The 22791-nt window shown below is 38.1% G+C and carries 24 protein-coding genes, 2 tRNA genes, 2 rRNA genes and 1 riboswitch; of the genes, 8 read left to right on the top strand and 20 right to left on the bottom strand.

The window, feature by feature from the left end:
* Together FE813_RS04355 and rrf are read left to right on the top strand one after the other, a co-directional pair.
* Nucleotides 1-237 (top strand): 23S ribosomal RNA (locus tag FE813_RS04355); the annotation flags it as partial.
* A gap of 147 nt (nt 238-384) precedes the next feature.
* A 5S ribosomal RNA gene (gene rrf / locus FE813_RS04360) occupies nt 385-500 on the top strand.
* 652 nt (nt 501-1152) lie between these two features.
* On the opposite strand, the gene bioB is transcribed toward rrf, so the two are convergent.
* The 5 genes from bioB to FE813_RS04390 all read right to left on the bottom strand — a co-directional run bounded on the left by bioB (nt 1153) and on the right by FE813_RS04390 (nt 5941).
* Nucleotides 1153-2151: a biotin synthase BioB gene (gene bioB, locus FE813_RS04370; protein ID WP_139989582.1), complete on the bottom strand. Its 999-nt coding sequence runs from the start codon at nt 2149-2151 to the stop codon at nt 1153-1155.
* A 119-nt stretch (nt 2152-2270) separates the two neighbouring features.
* Nucleotides 2271-2918: a thiamine ABC transporter ATP-binding protein gene (gene thiQ / locus FE813_RS04375; protein ID WP_139989583.1), complete on the bottom strand. Its 648-nt coding sequence runs from the start codon at nt 2916-2918 to the stop codon at nt 2271-2273.
* Entirely contained in the window at nt 2902-4518 is a 1617-nt protein-coding gene (gene thiP / locus FE813_RS04380) for a thiamine/thiamine pyrophosphate ABC transporter permease (RefSeq protein ID WP_139989584.1), read from the bottom strand. Before thiP ends, thiQ begins: the two co-directional genes overlap by 17 nt.
* Before the next feature lie 4 nt (nt 4519-4522).
* A complete protein-coding gene (gene thiB, locus FE813_RS04385; protein WP_139989585.1) occupies nt 4523-5521 on the bottom strand; it encodes a thiamine ABC transporter substrate binding subunit in 999 nt (332 codons plus the stop codon).
* 51 nt (nt 5522-5572) lie between these two features.
* A riboswitch (TPP riboswitch) is annotated at nt 5573-5660 on the bottom strand.
* Nucleotides 5661-5698: 38 nt separating this feature from the next.
* Complete coding sequence (locus tag FE813_RS04390) at nt 5699-5941, bottom strand: Maf family protein (protein WP_106013894.1); 243 nt, start codon at nt 5939-5941, stop codon at nt 5699-5701.
* A 107-nt stretch (nt 5942-6048) separates the two neighbouring features.
* Here FE813_RS04390 and copM point away from each other — a divergent pair, with 107 nt between their 5' ends.
* A complete protein-coding gene (copM, locus tag FE813_RS04395; protein WP_046942448.1) occupies nt 6049-6426 on the top strand; it encodes a CopM family metallochaperone in 378 nt (125 codons plus the stop codon).
* A gap of 28 nt (nt 6427-6454) precedes the next feature.
* Here copM and FE813_RS04400 read toward each other — a convergent pair whose 3' ends face one another.
* From FE813_RS04400 to murJ, 9 genes are all read right to left on the bottom strand, one after another.
* A complete protein-coding gene (locus FE813_RS04400) occupies nt 6455-6802 on the bottom strand; it encodes a ComEA family DNA-binding protein (RefSeq protein WP_172454024.1) in 348 nt (115 codons plus the stop codon).
* A 170-nt stretch (nt 6803-6972) separates the two neighbouring features.
* Nucleotides 6973-7917, bottom strand: coding sequence for a 4-hydroxy-3-methylbut-2-enyl diphosphate reductase (ispH, locus tag FE813_RS04405; protein ID WP_005634483.1), 945 nt, complete (start codon nt 7915-7917; stop codon nt 6973-6975).
* Complete coding sequence (gene lspA / locus FE813_RS04410) at nt 7914-8429, bottom strand: signal peptidase II (RefSeq protein ID WP_139989586.1); 516 nt, start codon at nt 8427-8429, stop codon at nt 7914-7916. The genes ispH and lspA overlap by 4 nt, the downstream gene beginning before the upstream one ends.
* Before the next feature lie 69 nt (nt 8430-8498).
* Nucleotides 8499-10055 (bottom strand): phosphoethanolamine transferase, encoded by a 1557-nt coding sequence (locus FE813_RS04415; protein WP_180978687.1) that lies wholly within the window; start codon nt 10053-10055, stop codon nt 8499-8501.
* Nucleotides 10056-10134: 79 nt separating this feature from the next.
* Nucleotides 10135-12960 (bottom strand): isoleucine--tRNA ligase, encoded by a 2826-nt coding sequence (ileS, locus tag FE813_RS04420; protein WP_139989588.1) that lies wholly within the window; start codon nt 12958-12960, stop codon nt 10135-10137.
* Between the two features lie 26 nt (nt 12961-12986).
* On the bottom strand, nt 12987-13235 hold the full coding sequence (locus tag FE813_RS04425; protein WP_005639170.1) for a DUF2442 domain-containing protein: 249 nt from the start codon (nt 13233-13235) through the stop codon (nt 12987-12989).
* Nucleotides 13219-13461, bottom strand: coding sequence for a DUF4160 domain-containing protein (locus FE813_RS04430; RefSeq protein ID WP_139989589.1), 243 nt, complete (start codon nt 13459-13461; stop codon nt 13219-13221). The genes FE813_RS04425 and FE813_RS04430 overlap by 17 nt, the downstream gene beginning before the upstream one ends.
* Before the next feature lie 2 nt (nt 13462-13463).
* Nucleotides 13464-14390, bottom strand: a complete 927-nt coding sequence (ribF, locus tag FE813_RS04435) for a bifunctional riboflavin kinase/FAD synthetase (protein ID WP_180978688.1) — start codon at nt 14388-14390, stop codon at nt 13464-13466.
* A 46-nt stretch (nt 14391-14436) separates the two neighbouring features.
* Entirely contained in the window at nt 14437-16011 is a 1575-nt protein-coding gene (gene murJ / locus FE813_RS04440; RefSeq protein ID WP_139989591.1) for a murein biosynthesis integral membrane protein MurJ, read from the bottom strand.
* Nucleotides 16012-16277: 266 nt separating this feature from the next.
* Between murJ and rpsT the strand changes: the two genes are divergently transcribed.
* The gene (gene rpsT / locus FE813_RS04445; RefSeq protein ID WP_005548279.1) at nt 16278-16541 is read left to right on the top strand and encodes a 30S ribosomal protein S20; all 264 of its coding nucleotides are present in this window, start codon (nt 16278-16280) and stop codon (nt 16539-16541) included.
* Nucleotides 16542-16595: 54 nt separating this feature from the next.
* On the opposite strand, the gene bamC is transcribed toward rpsT, so the two are convergent.
* Nucleotides 16596-17597, bottom strand: a complete 1002-nt coding sequence (gene bamC, locus FE813_RS04450; protein WP_139989592.1) for an NlpB/DapX family lipoprotein — start codon at nt 17595-17597, stop codon at nt 16596-16598.
* Nucleotides 17598-17684: 87 nt separating this feature from the next.
* Nucleotides 17685-18581, bottom strand: a complete 897-nt coding sequence (dapA, locus tag FE813_RS04455) for a 4-hydroxy-tetrahydrodipicolinate synthase (protein WP_139989593.1) — start codon at nt 18579-18581, stop codon at nt 17685-17687.
* 102 nt (nt 18582-18683) lie between these two features.
* Between dapA and bcp the strand changes: the two genes are divergently transcribed.
* From bcp to tolA, 4 genes are all read left to right on the top strand, one after another.
* Nucleotides 18684-19151 carry a thioredoxin-dependent thiol peroxidase gene (bcp, locus tag FE813_RS04460; protein ID WP_139989594.1) on the top strand — a complete coding sequence of 156 codons (468 nt, stop codon included), beginning with the start codon at nt 18684-18686 and terminating at the stop codon, nt 19149-19151.
* A gap of 167 nt (nt 19152-19318) precedes the next feature.
* A complete protein-coding gene (exbB, locus tag FE813_RS04465) occupies nt 19319-19771 on the top strand; it encodes a TonB-system energizer ExbB (RefSeq protein ID WP_111696015.1) in 453 nt (150 codons plus the stop codon).
* Between the two features lie 3 nt (nt 19772-19774).
* Nucleotides 19775-20218 (top strand): TonB system transport protein ExbD, encoded by a 444-nt coding sequence (gene exbD, locus FE813_RS04470; protein WP_005627856.1) that lies wholly within the window; start codon nt 19775-19777, stop codon nt 20216-20218.
* A 9-nt stretch (nt 20219-20227) separates the two neighbouring features.
* Nucleotides 20228-21001: a cell envelope integrity protein TolA gene (tolA, locus tag FE813_RS04475; RefSeq protein WP_139989595.1), complete on the top strand. Its 774-nt coding sequence runs from the start codon at nt 20228-20230 to the stop codon at nt 20999-21001.
* A gap of 56 nt (nt 21002-21057) precedes the next feature.
* Here tolA and FE813_RS04480 read toward each other — a convergent pair whose 3' ends face one another.
* The 4 genes from FE813_RS04480 to FE813_RS04495 all read right to left on the bottom strand — a co-directional run bounded on the left by FE813_RS04480 (nt 21058) and on the right by FE813_RS04495 (nt 22583).
* A complete protein-coding gene (locus FE813_RS04480; RefSeq protein ID WP_139989596.1) occupies nt 21058-21882 on the bottom strand; it encodes a class II glutamine amidotransferase in 825 nt (274 codons plus the stop codon).
* A 102-nt stretch (nt 21883-21984) separates the two neighbouring features.
* The gene (locus FE813_RS04485) at nt 21985-22362 is read right to left on the bottom strand and encodes a cytochrome b562 (RefSeq protein ID WP_139989597.1); all 378 of its coding nucleotides are present in this window, start codon (nt 22360-22362) and stop codon (nt 21985-21987) included.
* A 67-nt stretch (nt 22363-22429) separates the two neighbouring features.
* Nucleotides 22430-22505 (bottom strand) — tRNA-Asn (locus FE813_RS04490).
* 2 nt (nt 22506-22507) lie between these two features.
* Nucleotides 22508-22583 (bottom strand) — tRNA-Phe (locus FE813_RS04495).
* Nucleotides 22584-22791 lie beyond the last annotated feature (208 nt).

Below are 22791 nucleotides of genomic sequence, written 5' to 3' on the forward strand. Positions count from 1 at the left end.
GACCGGAGTGGACGCACCACTGGTGTTCCGGTTGTGTCGCCAGACGCATTGCCGGGTAGCTAAGTGCGGAAGAGATAAGTGCTGAAAGCATCTAAGCACGAAACTTGCCAAGAGATGAGTTCTCCCACACATCAAGTGTGTAAGGGTTGTTTAAGACTAAGACGTAGATAGGCAGGGTGTGTAAGTGATGTGAGTCATTGAGCTAACCTGTACTAATTGCCCGAGAGGCTTAACTATACAACGCTCAAGTGTTTTTGGAAAACAGAGTGAAAGAAAAAGAAATTAACTAAACATTCAGCTTGTGGCCAATAAGAACGAGTGAAAGGTCGAGTAAGAGCTGAGTAGCGAAAGATAAAAGAGAAAGACAAGTTATCAAAGAATTATCCTGGCGGCGATAGTGCGGTGGAACCACCTGACACCATACCGAACTCAGAAGTGAAACGCTGTAATGCCGATGGTAGTGTGGGGCATCCCCATGTGAGAGTAGGGCACCGCCAGGTTACCAAATACTTATCTAAGTTAAATCCAAATAAAAACAGAAGAACCCCGTGTCGAAAGATATGGGGTTTTTGTTATAGCCAGACGAAAGTCTGGCTATAACAAAAACCATACGCTATGCGTATGGAGCCAAATAGCTTAAGCGATGAACAGAAAAAATTCTCGCTATATAATGAACAAGGCTGACAACCAAAATTCAACATATAGGAGGATTATCATAGTAAGTAAAGTTAATGACGACTGAAGTCTATAATTTACAAAATGGAATGGTAAGTATTATATTGTTTTTATTCCGAAGTGCATAAGAAAAGTAAACAGGATAAAACCAATTTATGGAAGGTGAAGAGTAGATATAGGGTAAATATTGAGACGGTTATATGGTTATAAAAATATAAGATAATTGAAGTATGTATAATGCCAGACCATATTCATATGTTCTTTGCTCTCTTTAAGGGAAGGTAAGAAAATAATTAGATAGATTGTCAATTCTCACAAGCCCTTTTAAGGGCTTGTGAAGTATAGGGCGTTATAAGAGTGCCTAAAAACTGACGTTTTGTGCGGATTGTTATTGGCTACTGGAAAAGTATTATGATATATAAAAATAAAGAAAAGAGTAGATTAATACTTAATTTCTCAGCTACCTAATGCAAACTACTACCTTTTATTTTCTGCATTTTCTGGCTCTAAATCTAATTTTGCCATTAATAACTGATCGCCATCTTCTTCTGGGTTACCTGTGACAAGTAATTTATCGCCATAGAAAATCGAATTTGCACCCGCCATAAAACACATCGCTTGCATTTCTTCACTCATACCACTACGGCCTGCAGAAAGGCGAACATAGCTTTTTGGCATAGTAATACGCGCGACAGCAATCGTTCGCACAAACTCTGTCCAATCTAATTCTTCCGCATCGGCTAATGGTGTACCTTCAACCTTAACGAGTTGATTAATCGGCACCGATTCAGGTTGAGGATCAAGATTTGCAAGGCTCGCGATTAATCCAGCCCGTTCTTTGCGAGTTTCATTCATCCCCACAATACCGCCACAACACACTTTTAACCCAGCTTTGCGCACTTTTCCTAACGTGCTAAGGCGATCATCAAAACGGCGAGTACCAATCACTTCTGCATAATGTTCTGGCGCGGTATCAAGATTATGATTGTAATAATCTAATCCCGCTTCTTTTAAATCTTCTGCCATACCGTCTTGCAATAAACCAAAAGTACCGCAAGTTTCTAAACCGAGCGATTTCACTGCTTTAATAATTTCTGTGACTTTCTCAATATCTTTTGGCTTAGGACCTCGCCAAGCTGCGCCCATACAAAAACGCCCTGCTCCACGCGCTTTCGCAATTTTTGCTTTCGCGACGATCTCATCAACATCTAATAACTGCTGATTTTGTACGCCAGTATGATAACGGGCTGATTGAGGACAATAACCACAATCTTCTGGGCATCCTCCCGTTTTGATAGACATTAACGTGGATAACTGAATCGCTCTAGGATTAAAATGCTTGCGATGAACTTGCGCGGCGCGGTAAACCAATTCCAAAAATGGCGTTTCAAATAACGCCTCAACTTTGCAAACAGACCAATATTCAACGCTTGGATGTGGTGTAATGGAGTTAATTTGTAGTTTTTCAGTTAACATATTTTTCCTTTGAAAGTACGGTAAATAATAACCGCATTTTTGTATCTTATATTCATTTAGTTTATAGGCTGATATCGATAGCCATGAATAGATTCATCGGTTATAAAATCTATATAATTTTACGTCTCTTTTTGCAATTGACTTATCTGACCATTTTCCACCAATAATACTCGATCTATCGTACCAACTAATTCCGATGGTTGATGGGTAACAAGTAACAACGTCAGATGTTTCTCATCACAAAGTTTAGCGATCAAAGCGAGCATTTCTACACGAAGTTTCTGATCTAATGCGGAAAAAGGCTCATCTAATAATAAGATAGGTTTATCTCGCAACAAACAACGCGCCAATGCCACTCGCTGTTTTTGCCCCCCAGAAAGAGAATTCGGTAAACGTTGCAAATAATCGCCCAATCCTACAGAACAAGCGACCTGTTCAATTTTTTCCTGCTCAAGTGCGGTTAATTTTAAAGAGGTTTTTAACCCCAAAGCAAGATTTTGCTGTACGGTTAAATGAGGAAATAAATTATTTTCTTGAAATAGCATGGAAACTGGACGCTCGTAAGGTGCACTACGCGTATGATTTTTATCGTTTAACCAAATTTCTCCTTGATGAGGAAATTCAAATCCAGCGATTAAATTCAATAACGTACTTTTCCCCGCCCCACTTTCGCCAATAATTGCGACACGCTCGCCAGAATTTACGCTCAAATTAAAGCACATCGGTAAGGTTTTATCGTTCAAAATCACATTATTTAGATAAATCATCGGCATCCCTATGCGTGTGAATAAAGGCAAACAATATGCCACAAAGCAATAATAAAATCCCTGCGGTTACAGCTGCATCTTGATTACGATAATTCCCTAGCTGCTGATATAACAAGTGCGGTAGAGAAGTAAACTCTTGATTGCCGAACAACGCAATAGCCGTAAAATCCCCTAAAGATAGTGCCAAGGCTAAAGCAAAAGCGTAGCGCAATGGCGCACGTAAAGTTTGCCACTCAATCAGAGAAAAACGTTTCCACCCCACAATTCCCAGACTATTACATAGATTTTCGTAATAACGCATATTGTTATGAAAAGGTGCACTCAAAATACGTATAACAAAAGGCATTGCACTTAACGCATTGCAAAATACAACGATAATAAACAAATCAATATTTGAAAAATCACGATCTTGTAATAATAAAAATAATCCCATCGCAAGCACTAAAATCGGGATTGCCAAAATCACCATTCCTGCATTAATAATAAATTGAGCGATTTTCTGATAATGCAACCATTCTAAACGGCGTGATAAAAGCAATAAGGCAATCGCCATTATTAATGCAAGTAATGCGGACAGGGGCGCAATAGAAAGCGAATAACCTAACGCACGCCAGAGCTGAGAATTATGCCAAACCGAGAGTAAACTTGGTGAATTCAATGCGCTGATAAGAATGTTCAACACTGGCGAAAAAAGGAAAAATATAAAAATAAGTAAGACAAAAACATGGAAAATTTTGACCGCACTTTTAGGTTTCTCAAACCAAGGATTACTATTGCTCAAGCCATTTTGATTAGAGGGAGAAAAACGCGATGTTAAGCTAAATAAAACCAAGCAAAATACAAATTGTAACATGGCAAAAAGTGCTGCTTTTGGCAGATCAAATTCAAATAAAATCGCTTGGTAAATTGCGGTTTCTAATGTTGTATATTGAGGCCCACCGCCTAGTGTAAGAACAACTGTAAAACTGGTGAAGCAAAGCATAAAAATCAAGCTGAATGTGGGCAAACATTGCTGACGAAAAACGGGCCATTCCACCAATTTAACGAATTGCCAACCTTGTAAATTGAGTTGCGCCGCAAGCTGACGTTGCTGATAAGGGATACTTTGCAAGCTTTGTAAGAAAAGTTGCGCTGCCAGTGGGATATTGAAAAAAAGATGAGCAATTAAAATACCCGAGAGCCCGTAAATATGTCCCTGCCACGGCATTCCAAAAAGGTTAGCAAACTTAGCTAACCAACCACTTGAACCATAAATGCCGATCAAACCAAAAATTGCCACTAAAACAGGTAAGACAAAAGTTAGCGACATTAATTTTAATAGCCACTTTTTTCCTGATAATGATTGATAAAACAATGCTCGAGCGAGGAGCAGACCAAAAAAAATAGACAAAACAGTAGAAAGTAAGGCTTGTCCAAAACTGAAAAGAATCAGATGCTGTAGATAATCATCCGTGAACCAAGATCGCCATTGCAATTCATCGCCCAATGCAAAGATCGAACTTAAGGCGCTACCATAAAAAAGAGTAATAAAGCTAATAACAACAACGCCGCCCACATAATGACGAGGGCGGAGTTGTGGATGATGAAATAATGACAACATCAAACTATTTTGTTAATGTAGTTTGCCAAGTGCTAATCCAATTTTTTAAGTGTTCCGCATTCACCATTGGATTAATTGGAGTTTGAATTTTTTGTTGAGCTTTAAGAGCATCAAAGTGCGGTTCAATTTCACCTTGAATGACTGGCAACATAATATTGGCTGTCACAATATGTTTTTGTGCCGTAGGTGAAATTAAAAATGCCATAAAATCATCCGCACATTGATTTGGATGGTTGGCGACTCGAGCCGCTAATTCCACTTGAGTAATATGCCCTTCCGCAAAATCTGTCGCTGCATAATTATCTTTTTTCTCAAAAAGTTGGTGATAAAGTGGTGATGTACTGTAACTTAACACTAAATCAGCCTCGCCTTTTAAGAATGCACCGTAAGTATCCGACCAGCCTTTACCCACTGTCACCGTATGTTTATCCAACTCTTTCCAAGCAGATTGAATTTTGTCCGCAGGATAAATTGCATTCATCCAAACCAATAAACCACGACCCACACTGCTGGTGCGAGGATCTTGATAAATTACACGGATATCTTGGCGTTCAACCAATTCTTTCAAACTTTTCGGAGGATTTTGTAATTTAGTTTTGTCATACACAAAAGCATAGTTACCGAAATCGAAAGGCAAGAATGTTTTATTCGTCCATTTTGTTGGCAGATCAAGTTGAGTTAAATCTACTTTATTTGGCGTGAAAATACCTGTTTTTTCAGCTTGTTCTAAAACAAAGTTATCTAAACCTAACACAATATCCGCTTTGGTTTTCTTTCCTTCCAAACGAACACGGTTGAGTAACACACCGCCACTTTCAAAAGGCGTAAAATTAATAGAGCATTGTGGGTGCGCTTTTTCAAAATCTTGTTTTACTTTTGGACCCGCTCCCCACTCAGAAGTAAAAGAATCATAGCTATATACATTCACACTTTGTTGTGATTGGGCTAATGCCGTGGTGGAAAAAAGTGCGGTAGAAATTAAGGTTAATTTAAGAAGTTTCATTATTACATCCTTATTTATATCAAAAGGCAGCAACAATGACGGGAAGGAGATAAGGTTGTATTCCTAGTTTCCTACGTCAGTATTAACTGTTTCAGGTTCACGGGTATGATCTCAGCGTATTGCACCCCGACTAGGCTTTTTAGTGTATTAAAATTTATTAGGCTTGCCAACGGATTTTTAAAAAGAAATAAACTTTCTACATTTTCTGAAAAAAATAAAAAAGCCCTGTAAAACAGGGCATCCATAAGCTGTTTTAAAATTAAAAGGTGATTCGATTGGGCTTTCAATGCCTAAATCTGTCTGAGCAATGACTTCAAAACCAAAATCAGCTAATACATCTGCAATTTCTTTTACTTTGCCTTTATTGCCCGTGGCAAGTACAAATCTTTGCTTCGTAATTCTGTCCCTCATATCAAACATTGTCTTATTTTAATATCTCACCAAAAATTTTCGGAATAAATATTGACTTTAACCTTAGGTCAAGGTTTATGATTCGTGCTCATTCAGTTATCACATAGGAGAAAAACATGAAAAAACTTATGACTTTTATCACACTTAGCGCTGCTGCAGTTTCAATTTGTGCCCAAGCTAATGAACAACCGCATCAAGCACACATGAATATGCCAATGCCGACAGGTTCTGCAATGCAACAAGAATTAATGCAAGGTATGAATCAAATGCATCAAGACATGATGGCAGCCATGCAATATAAAGATCCTGATGTTGCTTTTGCAGCAGGTATGTTGCCACACCATATTGGCGCAGTAAAAATGGCGGAAGTTGAATTAAAATACGGAAAAGATCCTGAGATGCGTAAGCTTGCTGAGAATATTATTAACGCACAACAAGCGGAAATTGAACAAATGCAAAAATGGCTTAAAGTGCACAATAAAAAAGCCCTGTAAAACAGGGCATCCATAAGCGGTTTTAAAATTAAAAAGTGATTCGATCACGGTTTCTTTCAAGTGTTGCTTTACCAATCCCTTGCACTTCTAATAGTTGTTCAGCACTCGTGAAATTACCGTGTTTTTCACGATATTGCACTATCGCTTCTGCTTTTTTTGCACCGATTCCTGTTAAGGCTTTTTGAATTTCACTAACGGTTGCCGTATTGATATTCAATTTATCACTCACAGTAGCTGGTGCAACTTGAGCTTCAGTTTGAGTTGCCACAACAGGTTGAGCAGTTTGTTCTGTTGCTTTTTCCTCAGCAAAAGACGAAGAAGCAACAAGCGCACCACACAATACCATCGAAGTAAATAATGTTTTCATTAATTTCATAGAGGTTTCCTTGTAATATGAACATGTTGACGAGCATATCAACACAGCCATTTTTTATGCTTTCAAAAAAACGCTCAAGATTCTTACCGCACTTTTGAGATTCAGATCGCAAAAATTCTTGATTTTAATGAAAAAACAAAGGGCTTATCATTTACGACAAGCCCTTAAGATTAGTTAACTTCTTTTATTCTCAGCTCTTTTGGAACTTCAAAGAACATATTTTCTTCTAACCCTTGTAGTTCTTCTATGGTATTCGCACCAAACTCTTTTAAGCGGGAAATAATCGATTGGACTAATTCTTCTGGTGCAGACGCGCCAGCTGTAATCCCAATGGTTTTCACATCATTAAACCAATCCGCTTGAATATCGGAAGGATCATCAAGAAGCTGCGATTTAACACCCATTCGAGACGCCAGTTCAGCTAAACGATTTGAATTTGATGAATTTTTAGAACCCACCACTAATACCAAATCAGATAATTTTGCCAATTCTCGCACCGCTTCTTGACGATTAGTTGTCGCATAACAAATATCGTTTTTATGTGGCCCTTGAATAGCGGGATATTTTTCCTTTAATGCAGCAATGGTTTCAGCTGTATCATCTAGCGACAAAGTGGTTTGCGTCATAAAGGTTAAATCATCATTTTCTTGCATTGGCAAACGTGCAATATCTTCTACTTTTTCAATCAAGAAAATACCGCCATCTTCGTTGCTATACTGCCCCATTGTGCCTTCAACTTCAGGATGCCCTTTATGCCCAATCAAAATCGCTTTTGTTCCCTTTCGACTTGCGCGTGCAACCTGCATATGCACTTTAGTTACCAAAGGACAGGTTGCATCAAATACTTTGAGATTACGATCTTTCGCTTCTTGTCGAACCGCTTGAGATACGCCATGCGCAGAAAAAATAACGATAGCACCATCAGGCACCTCGCTTAATTCTTCCACAAAGATCGCGCCACGATCACGCAATCCGTTTACAACAAATCGGTTATGTACTACTTCGTGACGAACATAAATCGGTGCGCCATGAATTTCTAAGGCTAGTTCAACAATACTAATGGCACGATCTACACCGGCACAAAATCCTCGTGGGTTCGCTAAAATTATCTTCATTTCTGACCGTACTTTTCTGCTTGTTTATCTTGTACTTTTTTCTTTTCGCTCTTAAAAGCATCCAATGCTAATAACCCTGCACCAATACAAATGGCAATATCGGCGATATTAAACACTGGATAATGGTAAATATCCCAGTAGAAATCAAAAAAATCCACGACGAAACCATTATAAGCACGATCCACCATATTCGCTAACGCGCCACCAATAATGAGTGCATAAGCAGAATTTTGGATTTTTTGTTGAGCATTATTTTTTGCTAAAAAATAAACCAACATGCCAGAAATAGCCGATGCTAACAAAATAAAGAAATATTGTTGCCAACCACTATGATCCGCTAAGAAACTAAATGCCGCGCCATAATTGCGAACATAGGTAAGATTGAAAACAGGTAATACATTAACGCTTTCATACAAATCAAATTTTTGTACCACAATGTATTTAGTGAGTAAATCAACCACGAAAGCGACCGCACTTAACCATAAAAACGAAAGCCCTGATTTTTTGGACATACTATTTCCCTTTTAAAAAAATTGCGCTAATTCTAGCATAAGCCGATAAATGATAAAGCATGATCTCATTTACTGCACAGCTTCAGGTAATTTTGCTGGATCATCAGCCAACTCTTTGACATTCACCACTTTCTTCCAATCAAATACCTTAATTTCCTGTTTTTCAGGATGGAAGAAATCCACGCCTTGTAAATGTTTTTCCTTAATTCCCATCCAATCAACAAAACCATAAACAAAATTAAATGCAGATTGTGGCGTTTTTATTTTTTCTACCTTTTGGCTATCACTCGAAAACATAACGAAAGGAATTTCATAATCTTGTTTATAAAGATTATTTGGATGCAATGATAATCCTTTAGAATCCTCATAATGAGCAAGCCCGTGATCAGAAAAGTAAATCACCGAATAGGATTCATTTTGCGCTACTAATTGAGAATTTAATTTCTCTAAAAACTGATCCGTATATTTAATCGATTCTAAATAACAAGACATAGATTGATTAATAAAATAATTTTTAACCTCGTATGGAAGACGCTCACAAAAGGCAGGGTGAGAGCCCATTAAATGAATCACAATTAATTTTGGATTCGTAATATTTTCTTTTAAAGCTTTATCTAATACAGGCAACATTTCATCGTCATAAACTTTTTTAGAATTGTAACCTAACGGCTTCATAAAAATCGTTTCATCCGCACTTTGCCCAATACGAGAGGCCATCGTATCAAATTCCCCAATTTTGCCTTGATTAGAAATCCAATAGGTTTTCACGCCCGCTTTTTTGGCTAAAGAAATAATATTATCCGTATAAACCGTTTCCCCTTTATCTGCTCGATATAAGGTGCGTTGTAAAGACGGTTGCGTATTCGGTGCCGCAGAATAATAATTTTCAAAAACTGTGCCTTTCACACGCTCTAAAAATGGTGTTGTTTTCAATGGAAAGCCATATAACGACATATAATCTTTTCGCATGCTTTCACCAATAATTAAAATATAATTTTTATATTTTGGCGTAAAAGATTGAATATCCCATTGAGAAGGCGCATTAACTGATTGATTTAGAAAATCTCGTTGTTCTAAATACAGATCATTCATACGATCAAATTCTGAGTAAAACAGAACAGGATAAAAACGGAATTTATACGCATAGTTCCAATCAAAAAATTGATTGTAAGAAAAAACCAATAATATGCCGATAACACCCGTATTCAGCCATTTAAATGCTTGTTGTTTAGCATGAAAACTTAATTTCATTAAAGCAACAAACAGGATGAGATAAGTAGCTTGAAATAAGAATATCCAAAAAGGGATAGTCGTGTAATATTCCAAGGTTTCATTAATATTCGTTTCATAAACAGAAGCGATAATACCCAAAGATGGAATACCATAGAAAAAACCAGCAGAGCAATAAAATAGCGCGCTGAGGAATAATACAGTAATTAATATTCGCCCAACCCAAGGGGTAAAATAAAAAGAAATCGCCGTGATAACAAATAAAATTGCGTAATCTGAAACGGGAATATTCTCACTTAATACATTACCCAATCCCATATTTGTAAAAATGGAGAAAACAAGCAATAAGAGATAAAACCACATTGTTTTAGAGCGAATCATTTCTTTTCCTAACATAATCTCTACTTCCTTTTGTACAAAATTAAAAAAGTGCGGTTAAAATAAACCGCACTTTTCTGTTTTACAACGAATTTAATTATGCAAAATGGCGCACTTCACCATTACCCGCCACATTTTCCACACAACGTGGACAAAGTTTAGGGTGTTCAGGGTTCACGCCGATTTTGTCAGAATAATGCCAGCAACGCGGACATTTTTCACCGTTAGAACGAGCTACGCTTACCGCAATTCCCTCTAACTCACCCGCAGTCACATCCGCAGGTTTATCTGCTAATGCTTTCACTTCAGCTTTTGAGGTAATTAACACGAAACGTAATTCATTGCCTAATTGTTCTAACAATGCACGATATTCGTCATTAGCGTAAACGGTCACTTCAGCTTCTAAACCGCCACCAATCACTTTATCGTTACGCGCGACTTCTAATACGCGGTTCACTTCAGAACGAACTTTAATCAGTTGTTGCCAGTAAGCATCATCTAATTTTTCATTCTCGCCTAAACCGAACAAGCCTTGATAGAATTCTTCAGTAAATACGAATTCTGCACGACCACTTTCGGTTTGTGGTAAGTGTTGCCAAATTTCATCGGCAGTGAAAGATAAGATCGGTGCCATCCAACGAACTAATGCTTCAGCAATATGCCATAACGCAGTTTGACAACTACGACGAGCAAGGCTGTCTGCTTTCGTTGTATATTGACGATCTTTGATAATATCAAGGTAGAACGAACCCATTTCCACAGAACAGAAACGCATTAAACGTTGTACCACAGTGTGGAACTGATAGTTATCATACGCATCTTTGATTTCTTTTTGTGCATCTAACGCACAAGCCACCGCCCAACGATCTAGGCTAATCATTTCTTCTGGTTTGACCAAATCACGTTTTGGATCAAAACCATTCAAGTTTGCTAATAAGAAACGAGCGGTGTTACGAATACGACGATAGCTATCCGCTGCACGTTTTAAGATCTCATCAGAAACGGTCATTTCACCCGTATAATCAGTAGAAGCTACCCATAAACGTAAAATATCACCACCGAATTTATCCATGACTTCTTGTGGAGTCACAATGTTACCGATAGATTTTGACATCTTACGGCCTTGACCATCCACAGTGAAACCATGAGTTAAAACTTGTTTGTATGGCGCTTTGCTGTCTGTTGCCGTAGAAAGCATTAAAGAAGACATAAACCAACCACGATGTTGGTCAGAACCCTCTAAATACATATCGATATCTTGACCGTTAAATTCTGTGCGATTCGCAACAACAGAAGAATAGGTTGATCCTGAGTCAAACCATACATCAAGGGTATCTGGCACTTTGCGATAGGTTTCTGCGTCCGCACCTAATAATTCTTTTTCGTCTAAATCCCACCATGCTTGAATGCCGGCTTTCTCTACACGTTTAGCCACTTCTTCAAGTAACTCTAAAGTACGCGGATGAAGTTCTTCAGTTTCTTTGTGCACGAATAAGGTCATCGGCACGCCCCAAGTACGTTGACGGGAAATACACCAGTCTGGACGGTTTTCAACCATTTTCTCGATACGTGCTTGACCCCAATCAGGAATCCAGCGAACTTGTTTGATTTCGCCTAATGCTTGTTGGCGTAAACCCTGTGTTTCCATACCGATAAACCATTGAGGAGTCGCACGGAAAATAATCGGGGTTTTGTGACGCCAGCAGTGTGGGTAGCTGTGTTTGATTTTCTCAACTTTTAATAAGTTGCCCACTTCTTGCAATTTTTCAACAACCAATGGATTGGCTTCAAATACACCTTTGCCTGCAAAGAATTCAGTCGTTGAAATAAATTTACCGTCATTCGATACAAGACCCGCCATTGGTAAATTATATTTTTGCCCTACAATAAAGTCGTCCAAACCATGATCTGGCGCGGTATGTACTAAACCCGTACCACCATCAGTGGTCACGTGATCACCTAAAATTACTGGTACAGTGAAATTATAGAACGGATGGTTAAAGCGTACTAACTCAAGCGCCTGACCTTTTACTGAACCTAAAATTTCAACTTGTTCTACGCCCACCGCTTTCGCTACGGATTCAACTAATTCAGCAGCTAAAATCACACGCTCATCGCCAAGTTGGACTAGGTTGTATTCTAATTCTGCATTTACCGCGATTGCACGGTTAGATGGCATTGTCCAAGGTGTGGTTGTCCAAATCACCGCAGATAATTTGCCATGGCCTTTACCTACTGCGTTAAATTTCTCTTCAATTTCAACCGCACTTACTGTTGGGAAACGAACATAGATAGACGGAGAAACTTTGTCTTCGTATTCCACTTCTGCTTCTGCTAAAGAAGAGCCACAATCCAAACACCAGTGCACTGGTTTTGAACCTTTGTATAAATGGCCATTCGCAATCACTTTACCGAGTGTACGGATGATGTTTGCTTCGGTGTCGAAGTTCATCGTTAAATAAGGATTATTCCAATCTCCCAACACACCTAAACGGATAAAATCTTTTTTCTGACCTTCTACTTGTTCCGTGGCATATTCACGACATTTTTGACGGAATTCAGCCGCCGTAATTTTCTCGTTTGGTTTGCCTACTAAACCTTCTACTTTTAATTCAATTGGCAAACCATGACAGTCCCAGCCCGGGATATAAGGAGAATCAAAACCTAATGCTGTTTTGGATTTAATAATAATATCTTTTAGAATTTTGTTTACTGCGTGACCAATATGAATGTTACCATTCGCATAAGGAGGACCATCATGCAGAATAAAAGATTTTTTGCCTTTGCTCGCTTCACGAATTTTTTGGTAAAGATTTTTCTCGTACCAATTTTTCAACATATCAGGTTCGCGCTTAGCTAAATCACCGCGCATTGGAAAGCTGGTTTCTGGTAGGTTAAGAGTGTTTTTGTAATCGACTGTCATTTTATTTTCCAATTTTTAAATTAAATTTAAGCAACTTTTTGTGGTTTATGTGTGACATCTCCACGTCCCGCAAGTAAACCATCGATAGAGATATCTTCATCAAGACAATCCCAATGAATGCCTCTACGACTCAACTCATAGTTTTCTAATTCACTTTGGGTAGCATGTAATAATTTCGGAAACCACACTAAGGGTACACCCAAAATACGCGCATCATTTAACTCCACCCACATAGTGTTTTCATCAAAACGAATGCTTTTAGCTGAAATAGTCATACCACGCCTCCGTGAATTGCATTCTATGCGTTTCAACAATAACAAAAATTTCTTTTAATTCTTTTGAATTAAATCCATCGTTTCTTGCTAAAGAAATATCGGGTTCCAACCAAAATTTTGCTTCCGACTCCGCATTGCGCACATGAATATGCGCAGGTTCAAGAGGATTTCCTTCATTAGAGTAAAAGAAAAAAACATAGTCTCTAAAACGTAAAATAACTGGCATATCTACCCTTTAAAAAAGCCTTTCGCTGTGTTTATATCCCGTTCAATTTGAGTTTTTAAAGCGTCAAAAGACGGGAATTTAATCTCGTTTCTAATCTTATGGCAGAATTCGACTTCTACTATTTGGCCATAAATATTCTGAGAAAAATCAAATAAATGAACTTCTAATAATTGCATTAATCCATTTATAGTTGGGCGTCTTCCCATATTTGCCACGCCATTAAAAATCTCACCCGATTTTAACCGCACTTTTACGGCATAAACGCCTTTGATTGGATTTACTTGTCTATGCAAACGAATATTTGCCGTTGGAAATCCGATTGTTCTACCTAACTTATTACCATGGATCACACGCCCGAAAATACGATAAGGTTTACCGAGTAAATTTTCTGCAAGTTGTAAATCATCATTCGCTAACGCTTCGCGGATTGCAGTGCTACTAATTCGCTGTTCATCTAGACAAAAGCTACGGTTATCTTCAACAACAAAACCGAAACGCTTACCTGCTGCTTGCAACATTGCAAAATTGCCTTGGCGTTTTGAGCCGAACTTGAAATCATCACCAATACTTAAAAATTTCACATGCAGATGATTAACAAGCGTTTGTTCAATAAAAACATCAGCTGGTTGTTCGGCAAAAGTGCGGTCAAATTTCGCCACAATTACGACATCAACCTTAGCCTTTTCTAGATAATAAATTTTGTCTCGCAAACGCATTAAACGCGCTGGTGCATTTTCTCCCATAAAATATTCACGCGGCTGTGATTCAAATAACAATACCGCCATGGGTAAATTTAATTCGTCAGCTTTTTGGCGCAAATGACGGAGGACCGCTTGATGCCCTAAATGCACACCATCAAAATTGCCGATCGTTAGCGCACAACCTTGTAAAACACGATTTGCATTATGAAGCCCGCGAATTAATTGCATGTCCTTATCCATGAAAATAAGAGAATTTCGGCATTATAGCGAGAAGTTAGTTTTTTGTCAGCAAATGGTGCTTTCGAACGCCTAATAAAATCAATGTTGCGCCATAAACTATTGCGGCTAATACAATCAACCAAACAAGCCAATAAACACGTATGAAGAAATCCATTTTCGCCCATTGGTTGATTTCAGGCACGTAATACCAAACTGCTGCGCCCATTGCGATTGCTGCCAATAAAACTTTTCCAAAAAAGACCGCACTTTTACGTGAAAAATGATAGACATCCGCTTTGGCTAAGCCGCGATAGAGTAAATAGGCATTAAGGGTTGCCGACATTGCTGAAGCAATAGCTAAACCCACATAACTAAAAGGAATCGCCAATAAGTTAAACCCCATATTACTCACCATGGCAATAATGCCGATTTTTACTGGCGTTTTGGTATCTTGGCGGGCGTAATAGCCATTGGCGAGGATTTTAATCAACATAAAGCTAAGTAAACCCGTATTAAATGCCCATAAAGAATAAGAGGCGGCATGAACATCATTTAGCATGAAATTTCCACGCATAAAGAGCGTAAGTAACATCGGCTGAGCCAATACCGCAATACCAATGGCAGCGGGAACGCCAAGTAATAAAATCATTCTCACGCCCCAATCCATTGTATTACGAAAATCAACCGCACTTTTAGCTGAATCACCTTCACGATTAACATGGTGGCGAGCAAGTGTTGGCAAAATTACGGTAGAAATAGCAATACCAAATAAACCGAGAGGAAATTCCAGTAAGCGGTCGGAATAATATAACCAGCTAATTGAACCTGTCATTAAAAAGCTTGCAATCACTGTATCCAGCAAAAGATTAATTTGACTTACTGATACACCAAATAACGCAGGGATCATTAATTTGCGGATTTTAGTTACGCCTTCATCCCGCCACGCCCATTTGGGTTTCACCAGTAAACCAGCTTGTTTCATAAATGGAATTTGGAATAAGAACTGTAATAAGCCGCCTAGAAAAATACCTATAGCCAATGCAAGATCTGGATTATCCATTTGTGGCGCAAGGAAAAGTGCGGTGGCTATCATCGCTATATTTAATAACACCGGTGAAAAAGACATCACACCGAATTTTCCAATCGTGTTAAGCACCGCGCCAGAAAGCGCGACAAAAGTGACAAACCATAAATAAGGAAAAGTTATTTTAAGTAAAAGAGAAGCTTGTTCAAATTTATGTGCATCAGGGCCATCATTCATCCAATCGGTGAACCAGCCCATCCCAAATAAAGCGGCAACGATAGGTGAGCCAATCATCGCGAGGATCGTAACAATACTGACCAATCCCCCAAGGGTACCAGAAACTTTTCCAATAAATTCACGGGTTTTATTAATATCACCAGATTTTTGATATTCTGCGAGAACAGGGACAAAAGCCTGTGAAAAAGCCCCTTCAGCAAATAAACGGCGAAGAAAATTTGGGATACGATTAGCAAATAAAAAAACGTCCGCCGCAGCGCCAGCCCCAATGAGATGAGCGATAACTACATCGCGCACAAGGCCTAACACTCTAGACAATAAAGTCATAGAACTAACAACAATGCTAGATTTTAAAAGTCGTTTACTCAAAATATTCTTCTCTACCCTAAAATTTTTGCCTAATTGTATAGAAATTTTGTTTTTACGCTATATTCCGTGAAAAAAAACTGATAAAATCCGCCACACATCGTTTGTGTGAGCCCATATTGAAAGAGCTTGTGAAAATAACGATACTTACTTTCGGTTGTGTCTCACCGAAATCAACACAAATTTTCCATTGACAAAAGTATAAAAAATCGGCATATTGACGCCCTTTATTTTGTCTATCAATTAACAGAAATTTTAGGAGTTTGACCTTGGCTAATATCAAGTCAGCAAAAAAACGCGCGGTTCAATCTGAAAAACGCCGCCAACACAACGCAAGCCAACGCTCTATGATGCGTACTTACATCAAAAAAGTATATGCTCAAGTAGCAGCAGGTGAAAAAGCAGCAGCTGAAGCAGCATTCGTTGAAATGCAAAAAGTTGTTGACCGTATGGCTTCTAAAGGCTTAATCCACGCTAACAAAGCAGCAAACCACAAATCTAAATTAGCTGCACAAATCAAAAAATTAGCGTAATTTTTAGCTAGAAAAAATGAAAAATAAAACCGCACTTTAAAGTGCGGTTTTTCTTTATCTTGATATGATATTACTTATCGCCTGATAGATCTTTCTTGCATCATCCCCAGAAAGTGAATGCCCTTTTTCATCAGAGATAACCATTGAACTTTGTTTGCCATGGTCCGAGATTTGCATATTGTAAATACCGTTATCTATTTTTGGGGATTCGATACCTAAGCGTAGCCAGTCTTCTTTATTTAAAGAGGAATATTTCAATTCGCGATATCCTCTGCCAGAGGTTTCAGATTTAATCGCAAAACCCACTTTAGGTAAGGCATAGCCTAATTTTTCCCATGCTTGGTTAAATGTCGTATTCATTGCTAAAGCGATTTGACCATTTAGATCTTGGATAATGTGTGATGAAATAGCCCCGACAGAAGCGTTAGATAAATCTTGCTGTTGTTTTGTATAAGCTGACGTTAATGCATATATGAGACGATTCAGACGATCAGAGGTATAACGTTGTTTTTCAGATGCACTTGGTGTGAAGATGATACCATCACGACGTGTTTGTAACACCGATACGGCAAGTGCACTAGAGCTGCGATCGGTAACATGCTCTATTTGATATTTAATTTCGACATTTTTATCTCCAATACGATCAGTTGGTGACCAATCCGTCGTTAAAACATTCCCCTGAACAGTAGATGAAATATTTTCTTCTTTCAGTAGACGTTCAACTTGCTTTAAATTATAGATGCTTGTTTGTTCTTCTGGATATACTATAAGGGCTCGTTCACCGTCAAATTGTGTTAATGAATTTTGAATAATTGCTAATGGTGTTGATGGTGGACGAATATCGATATTTTCTCCTTTTTTGAAGGCAATATTAGGTAATGCATAAGTATTGTCTGCAATAGGTAAGTTAACGCCTCCTGTTGCTAATGGAGAGAAACCTGGAATACTGGCTTCTGATTTTTGGAATGTATCATTAGCGGTTTTTAGCTTTTCTGGATCAGATGAACAACCACTTAGCACAACAGTTGCAGCCAAACCTAATATTATTTTTTTCATGTTTAGAATCCTATAAAATAAACGAAAAATCAATAATACTTTTGCGATAATAAAAATATGGGGACAATGATTTGCCCCTTATTTTATTTATAATAATCCCGCAATTTTTAATGCTTCTTCTACTTTGGGTTGAACGTTTTCGCTTAATATGGTCAGCGGTAAACGTAAGTGAGGAGATTTAATTAAACCTAAACGATAAGCTGCCCATTTAACTGGTATTGGATTGGATTCAATAAATAAATCATTATGTAAGCGCATCAGGCGAGCATTAATTTCTTCGGCTTTAGTAAAATCACCTGAAAGTGCATAACGACACATATCAGCCATATCTTTTGGCGCTAAGTTATTCGTTACAGAAATCACGCCCTCTGCGCCGAGTTTCATTGCATCCAAACTCGTTGCATCATCACCACTTAAAACGATGAAATCCTTGCCTGCGAGCTCTTTAATTTTGGTGACACGACTGATATCTCCAGTTGCTTCTTTAATACCAACAATGTTGTTGATTTTTGCTAAACGAGCAACAGTTTCTGGCTTCATATCGCTACCGGTACGACCTGGTACGTTATAAAGAATTTGCGGTAAATCTGTACATTCAGCAATGGCTTTAAAATGCTGGAAGATTCCTTCTTGGGTTGGTTTATTGTAGTAAGGTACAACGGATAGACAACCCGCAACGCCACTATCGCGTAATAATTTTGTCATTGTAATTGCTTCGCTCGTCGCATTTGCGCCTGCGCCAGCAATCACAGGAATACGACCTTTGGCAAATTCAACCGTCTTCTCAATAACCTTTACATTTTCTTCAATACTTAATGTTGCTGATTCACCCGTTGTACCCACAGAAACAAGCGCGTTAGAGCCTGCCTCAATGTGATATTCCACCAATTTTTCTAAACAAGCGAAATCTACTTCGCCGTAATTATTCATAGGTGTAACAAGTGCAACAATACTGCCTGAAAATAAAGGATTTTGTGCTGACATAGAACCTCCGTTGGTTTTTTTAATTTTATTATTTGGTATAGCTCGTTATAGTCGCTAAAATGACTTGAATTTGCAAATATTTTTTCATCAAAGGAGCTTTTTATGAATCCATTATCCGTTGGTAGCCAAGCGCCCATTTTTACGTTATTAAATCAGCAAGAACAACCCGTTTCTTTAAATGATTTTCTCGGTAAAAAAGTGTTAGTCTATTTTTACCCGAAAGCACTCACGCCTGGCTGCACAACGCAAGCATGTGGATTGCGTGATAGTAAATCAGAATTAGATGAATTAGGTTTAGTTGTACTTGGCATTAGCCCTGACAAACCGAAAAAATTAGCTCAATTTATTGAGAAAAAAGCCCTTAATTTCACACTACTTTCCGATCCTGATCACAAAATTGCAGAACAATTTGGCGTATGGGGTGAGAAAAAATTCATGGGTAAAACTTACGATGGTATTCACCGAATTAGTTTTTTAATTGATGAAAACGGAAAAATTATTCACGTATTTGATAAATTCAAAACAACAGAACATCATCAAGTTATCGTTGATTATCTTCGAACCCTATAACCCTTCAAAAATTACCGCACTTTTCTATATAAAGTGCGGTAAAAATTCATTATTTTTTCAGTTCGATATTTACGCGTTATTCCGCCTTTGCTAGAATTTATCATTGATTGAAATTCATTCTCAATTATATCCCCAAGATATTTCTCAAATAATAAGGACAGAAAAAAATGATGCAGCTTTTTGATTTTTTACAACAGTACAGTGACTACTTTATCATCGGTTTATTATTACTGATGAGCATTATTATGCTAGCCATGGTAATTGAACGTTATCTTTTCTTAAGAAAGGTAAACGTCGCACACTATTCCACCATTCACGCATTAGATATCGATTTAAATCGCAATATGACCGTGATTTCTACTATCGGCGCAAACGCACCATATGTTGGTTTGCTTGGTACAGTTATCGGGATTTTATTAACGTTTTATCAAATCGGTCATGGCGGTGGCGAAATCGATGCTGGCGTGATTATGATGCACTTATCTTTAGCGTTAAAAGCGACAGCATTAGGTATTCTTGTGGCTATTCCATCGATGGTGTTTTATAACGGTTTAGGTCGTAAAGTTGAAGTTAATCGTTTGAAATGGAAAGTGTTAAACGAACAAAAAGATAAGGAATAGTCCGTGAAAAAATTCGATGAAATCAACATTATCCCTTTCATTGATATTATGTTGGTGTTGCTTGCTGTAGTACTTATCACTGCGTCTTTTATCTCTCAAGGTAAAATTCAAGTTAACGTACCTAAAGCCAGTACAGCCGTTGCATTTAAAGCTGATGAGCTTGCTAAATTATTGACTGTGACAGCGGATAAACAACTCTATTTCAATGATAGACCTATTACGCAAGAAGCCCTAGAAGCAGAAATTGCCCAATGGAATAAAGATCAGAAGGTCACATTAAAAATTGATGCTGAAGCCTCTTTCCAAGACTTTGTTACCATTACAGATATGCTCTCTAAAAATGAGATCAAAAATGTAGCTATTGTTTCTATGAAAGATAAGGGTAAAAGTGCGGGTAAAAATCCTCAAGAATCTGCACCTGCTCAATCTGTGCCAACTACGCCTTAAGGAATAATTATGCAGCAAACAAAACGTTCGCTATTAGGTTTGCTTATTTCTTTGATCGTGCACAGCATTGTTGTAGGATTAATCTTATGGAGTTGGAATAAGCCAAGTGATAGCGCCAATAGCGCACCAGGCGACATATCCACAAGTATTTCCATGGAAATGGTGCAAGGCATGGTGATGGAAGAACAAGCTCCTGAGCCAGAAAATGTACAAAAAGAGCCTGAACCAGAAAAACAAGAGGTTGTGGAAGATCCAACAGTGAAACCTGAACCACAAAAAATCAAAGAACCGGAAAAAGAAAAGCCAAAACCAAAAGAAAAACCTAAAGAAAAGCCAAAGGATAAACCAAAAAAAGACGTTAAACCACAAGAAAAACCAATCAATAAAGATCTACCAAAAGGTGATAAAAATATTGATTCAAGTGCAAACGTGAATGCTAAAGCGACTACAACTGGCGCCACCAATAGCAATGCACAAGTAGCCGGTAGTGGAACCGACACAAGCGAAATGGCAGCCTATCGCTCCGCAATTCGTCGTGAAATTGAACGTCATAAACGTTATCCTACACGCGCAAAAATGATGCGTAAGCAAGGTAAAGTCAGCGTATCCTTCAATGTAGGTCCTGATGGCTCACTAAGTGGTGCTCGCGTCACTCAATCATCAGGTGATGAAAGCCTAGATAATGCAGCATTAGAAGCAGTTAACAGTGCAAGACCTATCGGTGCAAGACCTTCAGGATTCCCTTCTGGGTTAAATGTGCCGATTAGTTTCACGCTTCAATAAAAAAGTGCGGTTAATTCTCTTTGAGTTTAACCGCACTTTTATTTGGCTAGATTTAATTAAGCTACTCGATTACCTAAGGTACCATCATCAATCGCTTCTTTCGGAGTACCTACCACTTCAGCAATTTTGTCCCCGTTCTTAAAAAATACAAATCCACCATTTTCCATTTTTGTCCAATTTTCATCTTTGGTTAATGGAAAGGTTGTAATGATATTCACTTTATCGCCTTCCTTTGCATAATCACTAAAATCAATGACTCCATCATCATCAATTCTGTGTGCTTTACCAAAAGGCGCTTGTCGCATGACATAATGTAAATTCGTTGAACAATGGGCTATCATCCACTCGCCATTAGACAGAATAAAATTGAATGTGCCGTGTTGAGCAAGCTCTTTTGTTACTTTTTGAATAGCCTCAAAAATTTCCATTTCACTCGGTTTTTTACGAAAAGTATTTTTAAGATATTCCGCCATATAACAAAAAGCAGCTTCAGAATCTGTAGAACCTATTGGCTGCAAAAAATGTTCTGTCATATCTGGTAGGTTTTTCAAATTACCATTATGCGCAAAAACCCAGTTCTGCCCCCAAATTTCACGAATGAAAGGATGGGTGTTTTCGATATTAACATCACCTTGAGTTGCTTTACGAATATGAGCAATAACGTTTAGTGATTTAATCTTGTATTGTTTGACGCAATCTGCAATAGGCGAGTTACTTGCAGGATGATTATCACGAAAAACACGTACGCCACGCCCTTCAAAAAAAGCGATACCAAAGCCATCAGAATGGCAATCTGTTAATCCTGCACGACGACGAAACCCTTCAAAAGAAAAAACGATATCCGTTGGTGTGTTGCAGTTCATTCCGAGTAATTGACACATAGTTTAGATATATAACCCCATAATATGTATTGATTTAACACCATTATAGGGGGGATTTCAAGAGAAGTGCGGTGAATTTTTATAATAAAACGTTACATTTTATTACTTATATAACTTATGGTACATTTGTCGTAATTCTGACATTTCATATAGCTTTATTTTAGCCGCATCAAGTTTGCCTTCTTTAGCTAAATTGGAGGCTTCTGTAGCTACATCAATCACTTTTTGAATACCTTGTTGATAACCAGGAAATTGAGATTGATCTCCGTTCCATTTTGTCGGCATGGTTACTTTTGAGTGTTCGGCAGCATTAATAAATGCACTTATGTTATTTTGGAATTCTTCTGATGAAGAGGCTTTTGATGCTAATACCAAACGTTGGGACATAATCATCATTTCGTCACGAAGATTAATGGGATTTGTTGCAAAAGTGGAAGAGGCAAATACAGCAAGGCCCATAAATACAAAAAATTTTTTCATTTGTATACCCTTAAAAAATAAAAGATAGCAAAAAGCCGCTAAATTTCTTTAGCGGCTTTTTAGAATTTGGCTCCTCCTGCGGGACTCGAACCTGCGACATATGGATTAACAGTCCACCGTTCTACCGACTGAACTAAGGAGGAAATGGTGCCTCGAGGCGGAATCGAACCACCGACACGGGGATTTTCAATCCCCTGCTCTACCGACTGAGCTATCGAGGCGTTATCATTATCGGCTGCTGCCTGACAACGGAGCGTATTAAACTATTTTTTCGGGAGTCGGTCAATAACTAAATTTAAAAAAAATGAAAAAACTGTTTTGTTTGGATAGTTAATCATCAAAGTGTTTATTAAAACAACTAAAATTCATAACTTGCCTATTCATTTTACAGTCATTTTTTTATAAAAAAATGCTCGTTGAAATGGTTCA

This window comes from Haemophilus seminalis (genome assembly GCF_006384255.1).
Classification (GTDB): Bacteria; Pseudomonadota; Gammaproteobacteria; order Enterobacterales; family Pasteurellaceae; genus Haemophilus; species Haemophilus seminalis.

Excerpts from the sequence above, each read along its gene's own strand:
- FE813_RS04425 (WP_005639170.1), bottom strand. The coding sequence starts at position 13,235 with ATGACTATTTCAGCTAAAAGCATTCGTTTTGATGAAAACACTATGTGG.
- FE813_RS04415 (WP_180978687.1), bottom strand. The coding sequence starts at position 10,055 with ATGTTAGGAAAAGAAATGATTCGCTCTAAAACAATGTGGTTTTATCTC.
- bcp (WP_139989594.1), top strand. The coding sequence starts at position 18,684 with ATGAATCCATTATCCGTTGGTAGCCAAGCGCCCATTTTTACGTTATTA.
- thiP (WP_139989584.1), bottom strand. The coding sequence starts at position 4,518 with ATGTTGTCATTATTTCATCATCCACAACTCCGCCCTCGTCATTATGTG.
- exbB (WP_111696015.1), top strand. The coding sequence starts at position 19,319 with ATGATGCAGCTTTTTGATTTTTTACAACAGTACAGTGACTACTTTATC.
- thiQ (WP_139989583.1), bottom strand. The coding sequence starts at position 2,918 with ATGATTTATCTAAATAATGTGATTTTGAACGATAAAACCTTACCGATG.
- ribF (WP_180978688.1), bottom strand. The coding sequence starts at position 14,390 with ATGCAATTAATTCGCGGGCTTCATAATGCAAATCGTGTTTTACAAGGT.
- tolA (WP_139989595.1), top strand. The coding sequence starts at position 20,228 with ATGCAGCAAACAAAACGTTCGCTATTAGGTTTGCTTATTTCTTTGATC.
- bioB (WP_139989582.1), bottom strand. The coding sequence starts at position 2,151 with ATGTTAACTGAAAAACTACAAATTAACTCCATTACACCACATCCAAGC.
- dapA (WP_139989593.1), bottom strand. The coding sequence starts at position 18,581 with ATGTCAGCACAAAATCCTTTATTTTCAGGCAGTATTGTTGCACTTGTT.
- copM (WP_046942448.1), top strand. The coding sequence starts at position 6,049 with ATGAAAAAACTTATGACTTTTATCACACTTAGCGCTGCTGCAGTTTCA.
- FE813_RS04400 (WP_172454024.1), bottom strand. The coding sequence starts at position 6,802 with ATGAAATTAATGAAAACATTATTTACTTCGATGGTATTGTGTGGTGCG.
- FE813_RS04390 (WP_106013894.1), bottom strand. The coding sequence starts at position 5,941 with ATGTTTGATATGAGGGACAGAATTACGAAGCAAAGATTTGTACTTGCC.
- lspA (WP_139989586.1), bottom strand. The coding sequence starts at position 8,429 with ATGTCCAAAAAATCAGGGCTTTCGTTTTTATGGTTAAGTGCGGTCGCT.
- FE813_RS04430 (WP_139989589.1), bottom strand. The coding sequence starts at position 13,461 with ATGCCAGTTATTTTACGTTTTAGAGACTATGTTTTTTTCTTTTACTCT.
- bamC (WP_139989592.1), bottom strand. The coding sequence starts at position 17,597 with ATGAAAAAAATAATATTAGGTTTGGCTGCAACTGTTGTGCTAAGTGGT.
- ispH (WP_005634483.1), bottom strand. The coding sequence starts at position 7,917 with ATGAAGATAATTTTAGCGAACCCACGAGGATTTTGTGCCGGTGTAGAT.
- FE813_RS04480 (WP_139989596.1), bottom strand. The coding sequence starts at position 21,882 with ATGTGTCAATTACTCGGAATGAACTGCAACACACCAACGGATATCGTT.
- FE813_RS04485 (WP_139989597.1), bottom strand. The coding sequence starts at position 22,362 with ATGAAAAAATTTTTTGTATTTATGGGCCTTGCTGTATTTGCCTCTTCC.
- thiB (WP_139989585.1), bottom strand. The coding sequence starts at position 5,521 with ATGAAACTTCTTAAATTAACCTTAATTTCTACCGCACTTTTTTCCACC.
- ileS (WP_139989588.1), bottom strand. The coding sequence starts at position 12,960 with ATGACAGTCGATTACAAAAACACTCTTAACCTACCAGAAACCAGCTTT.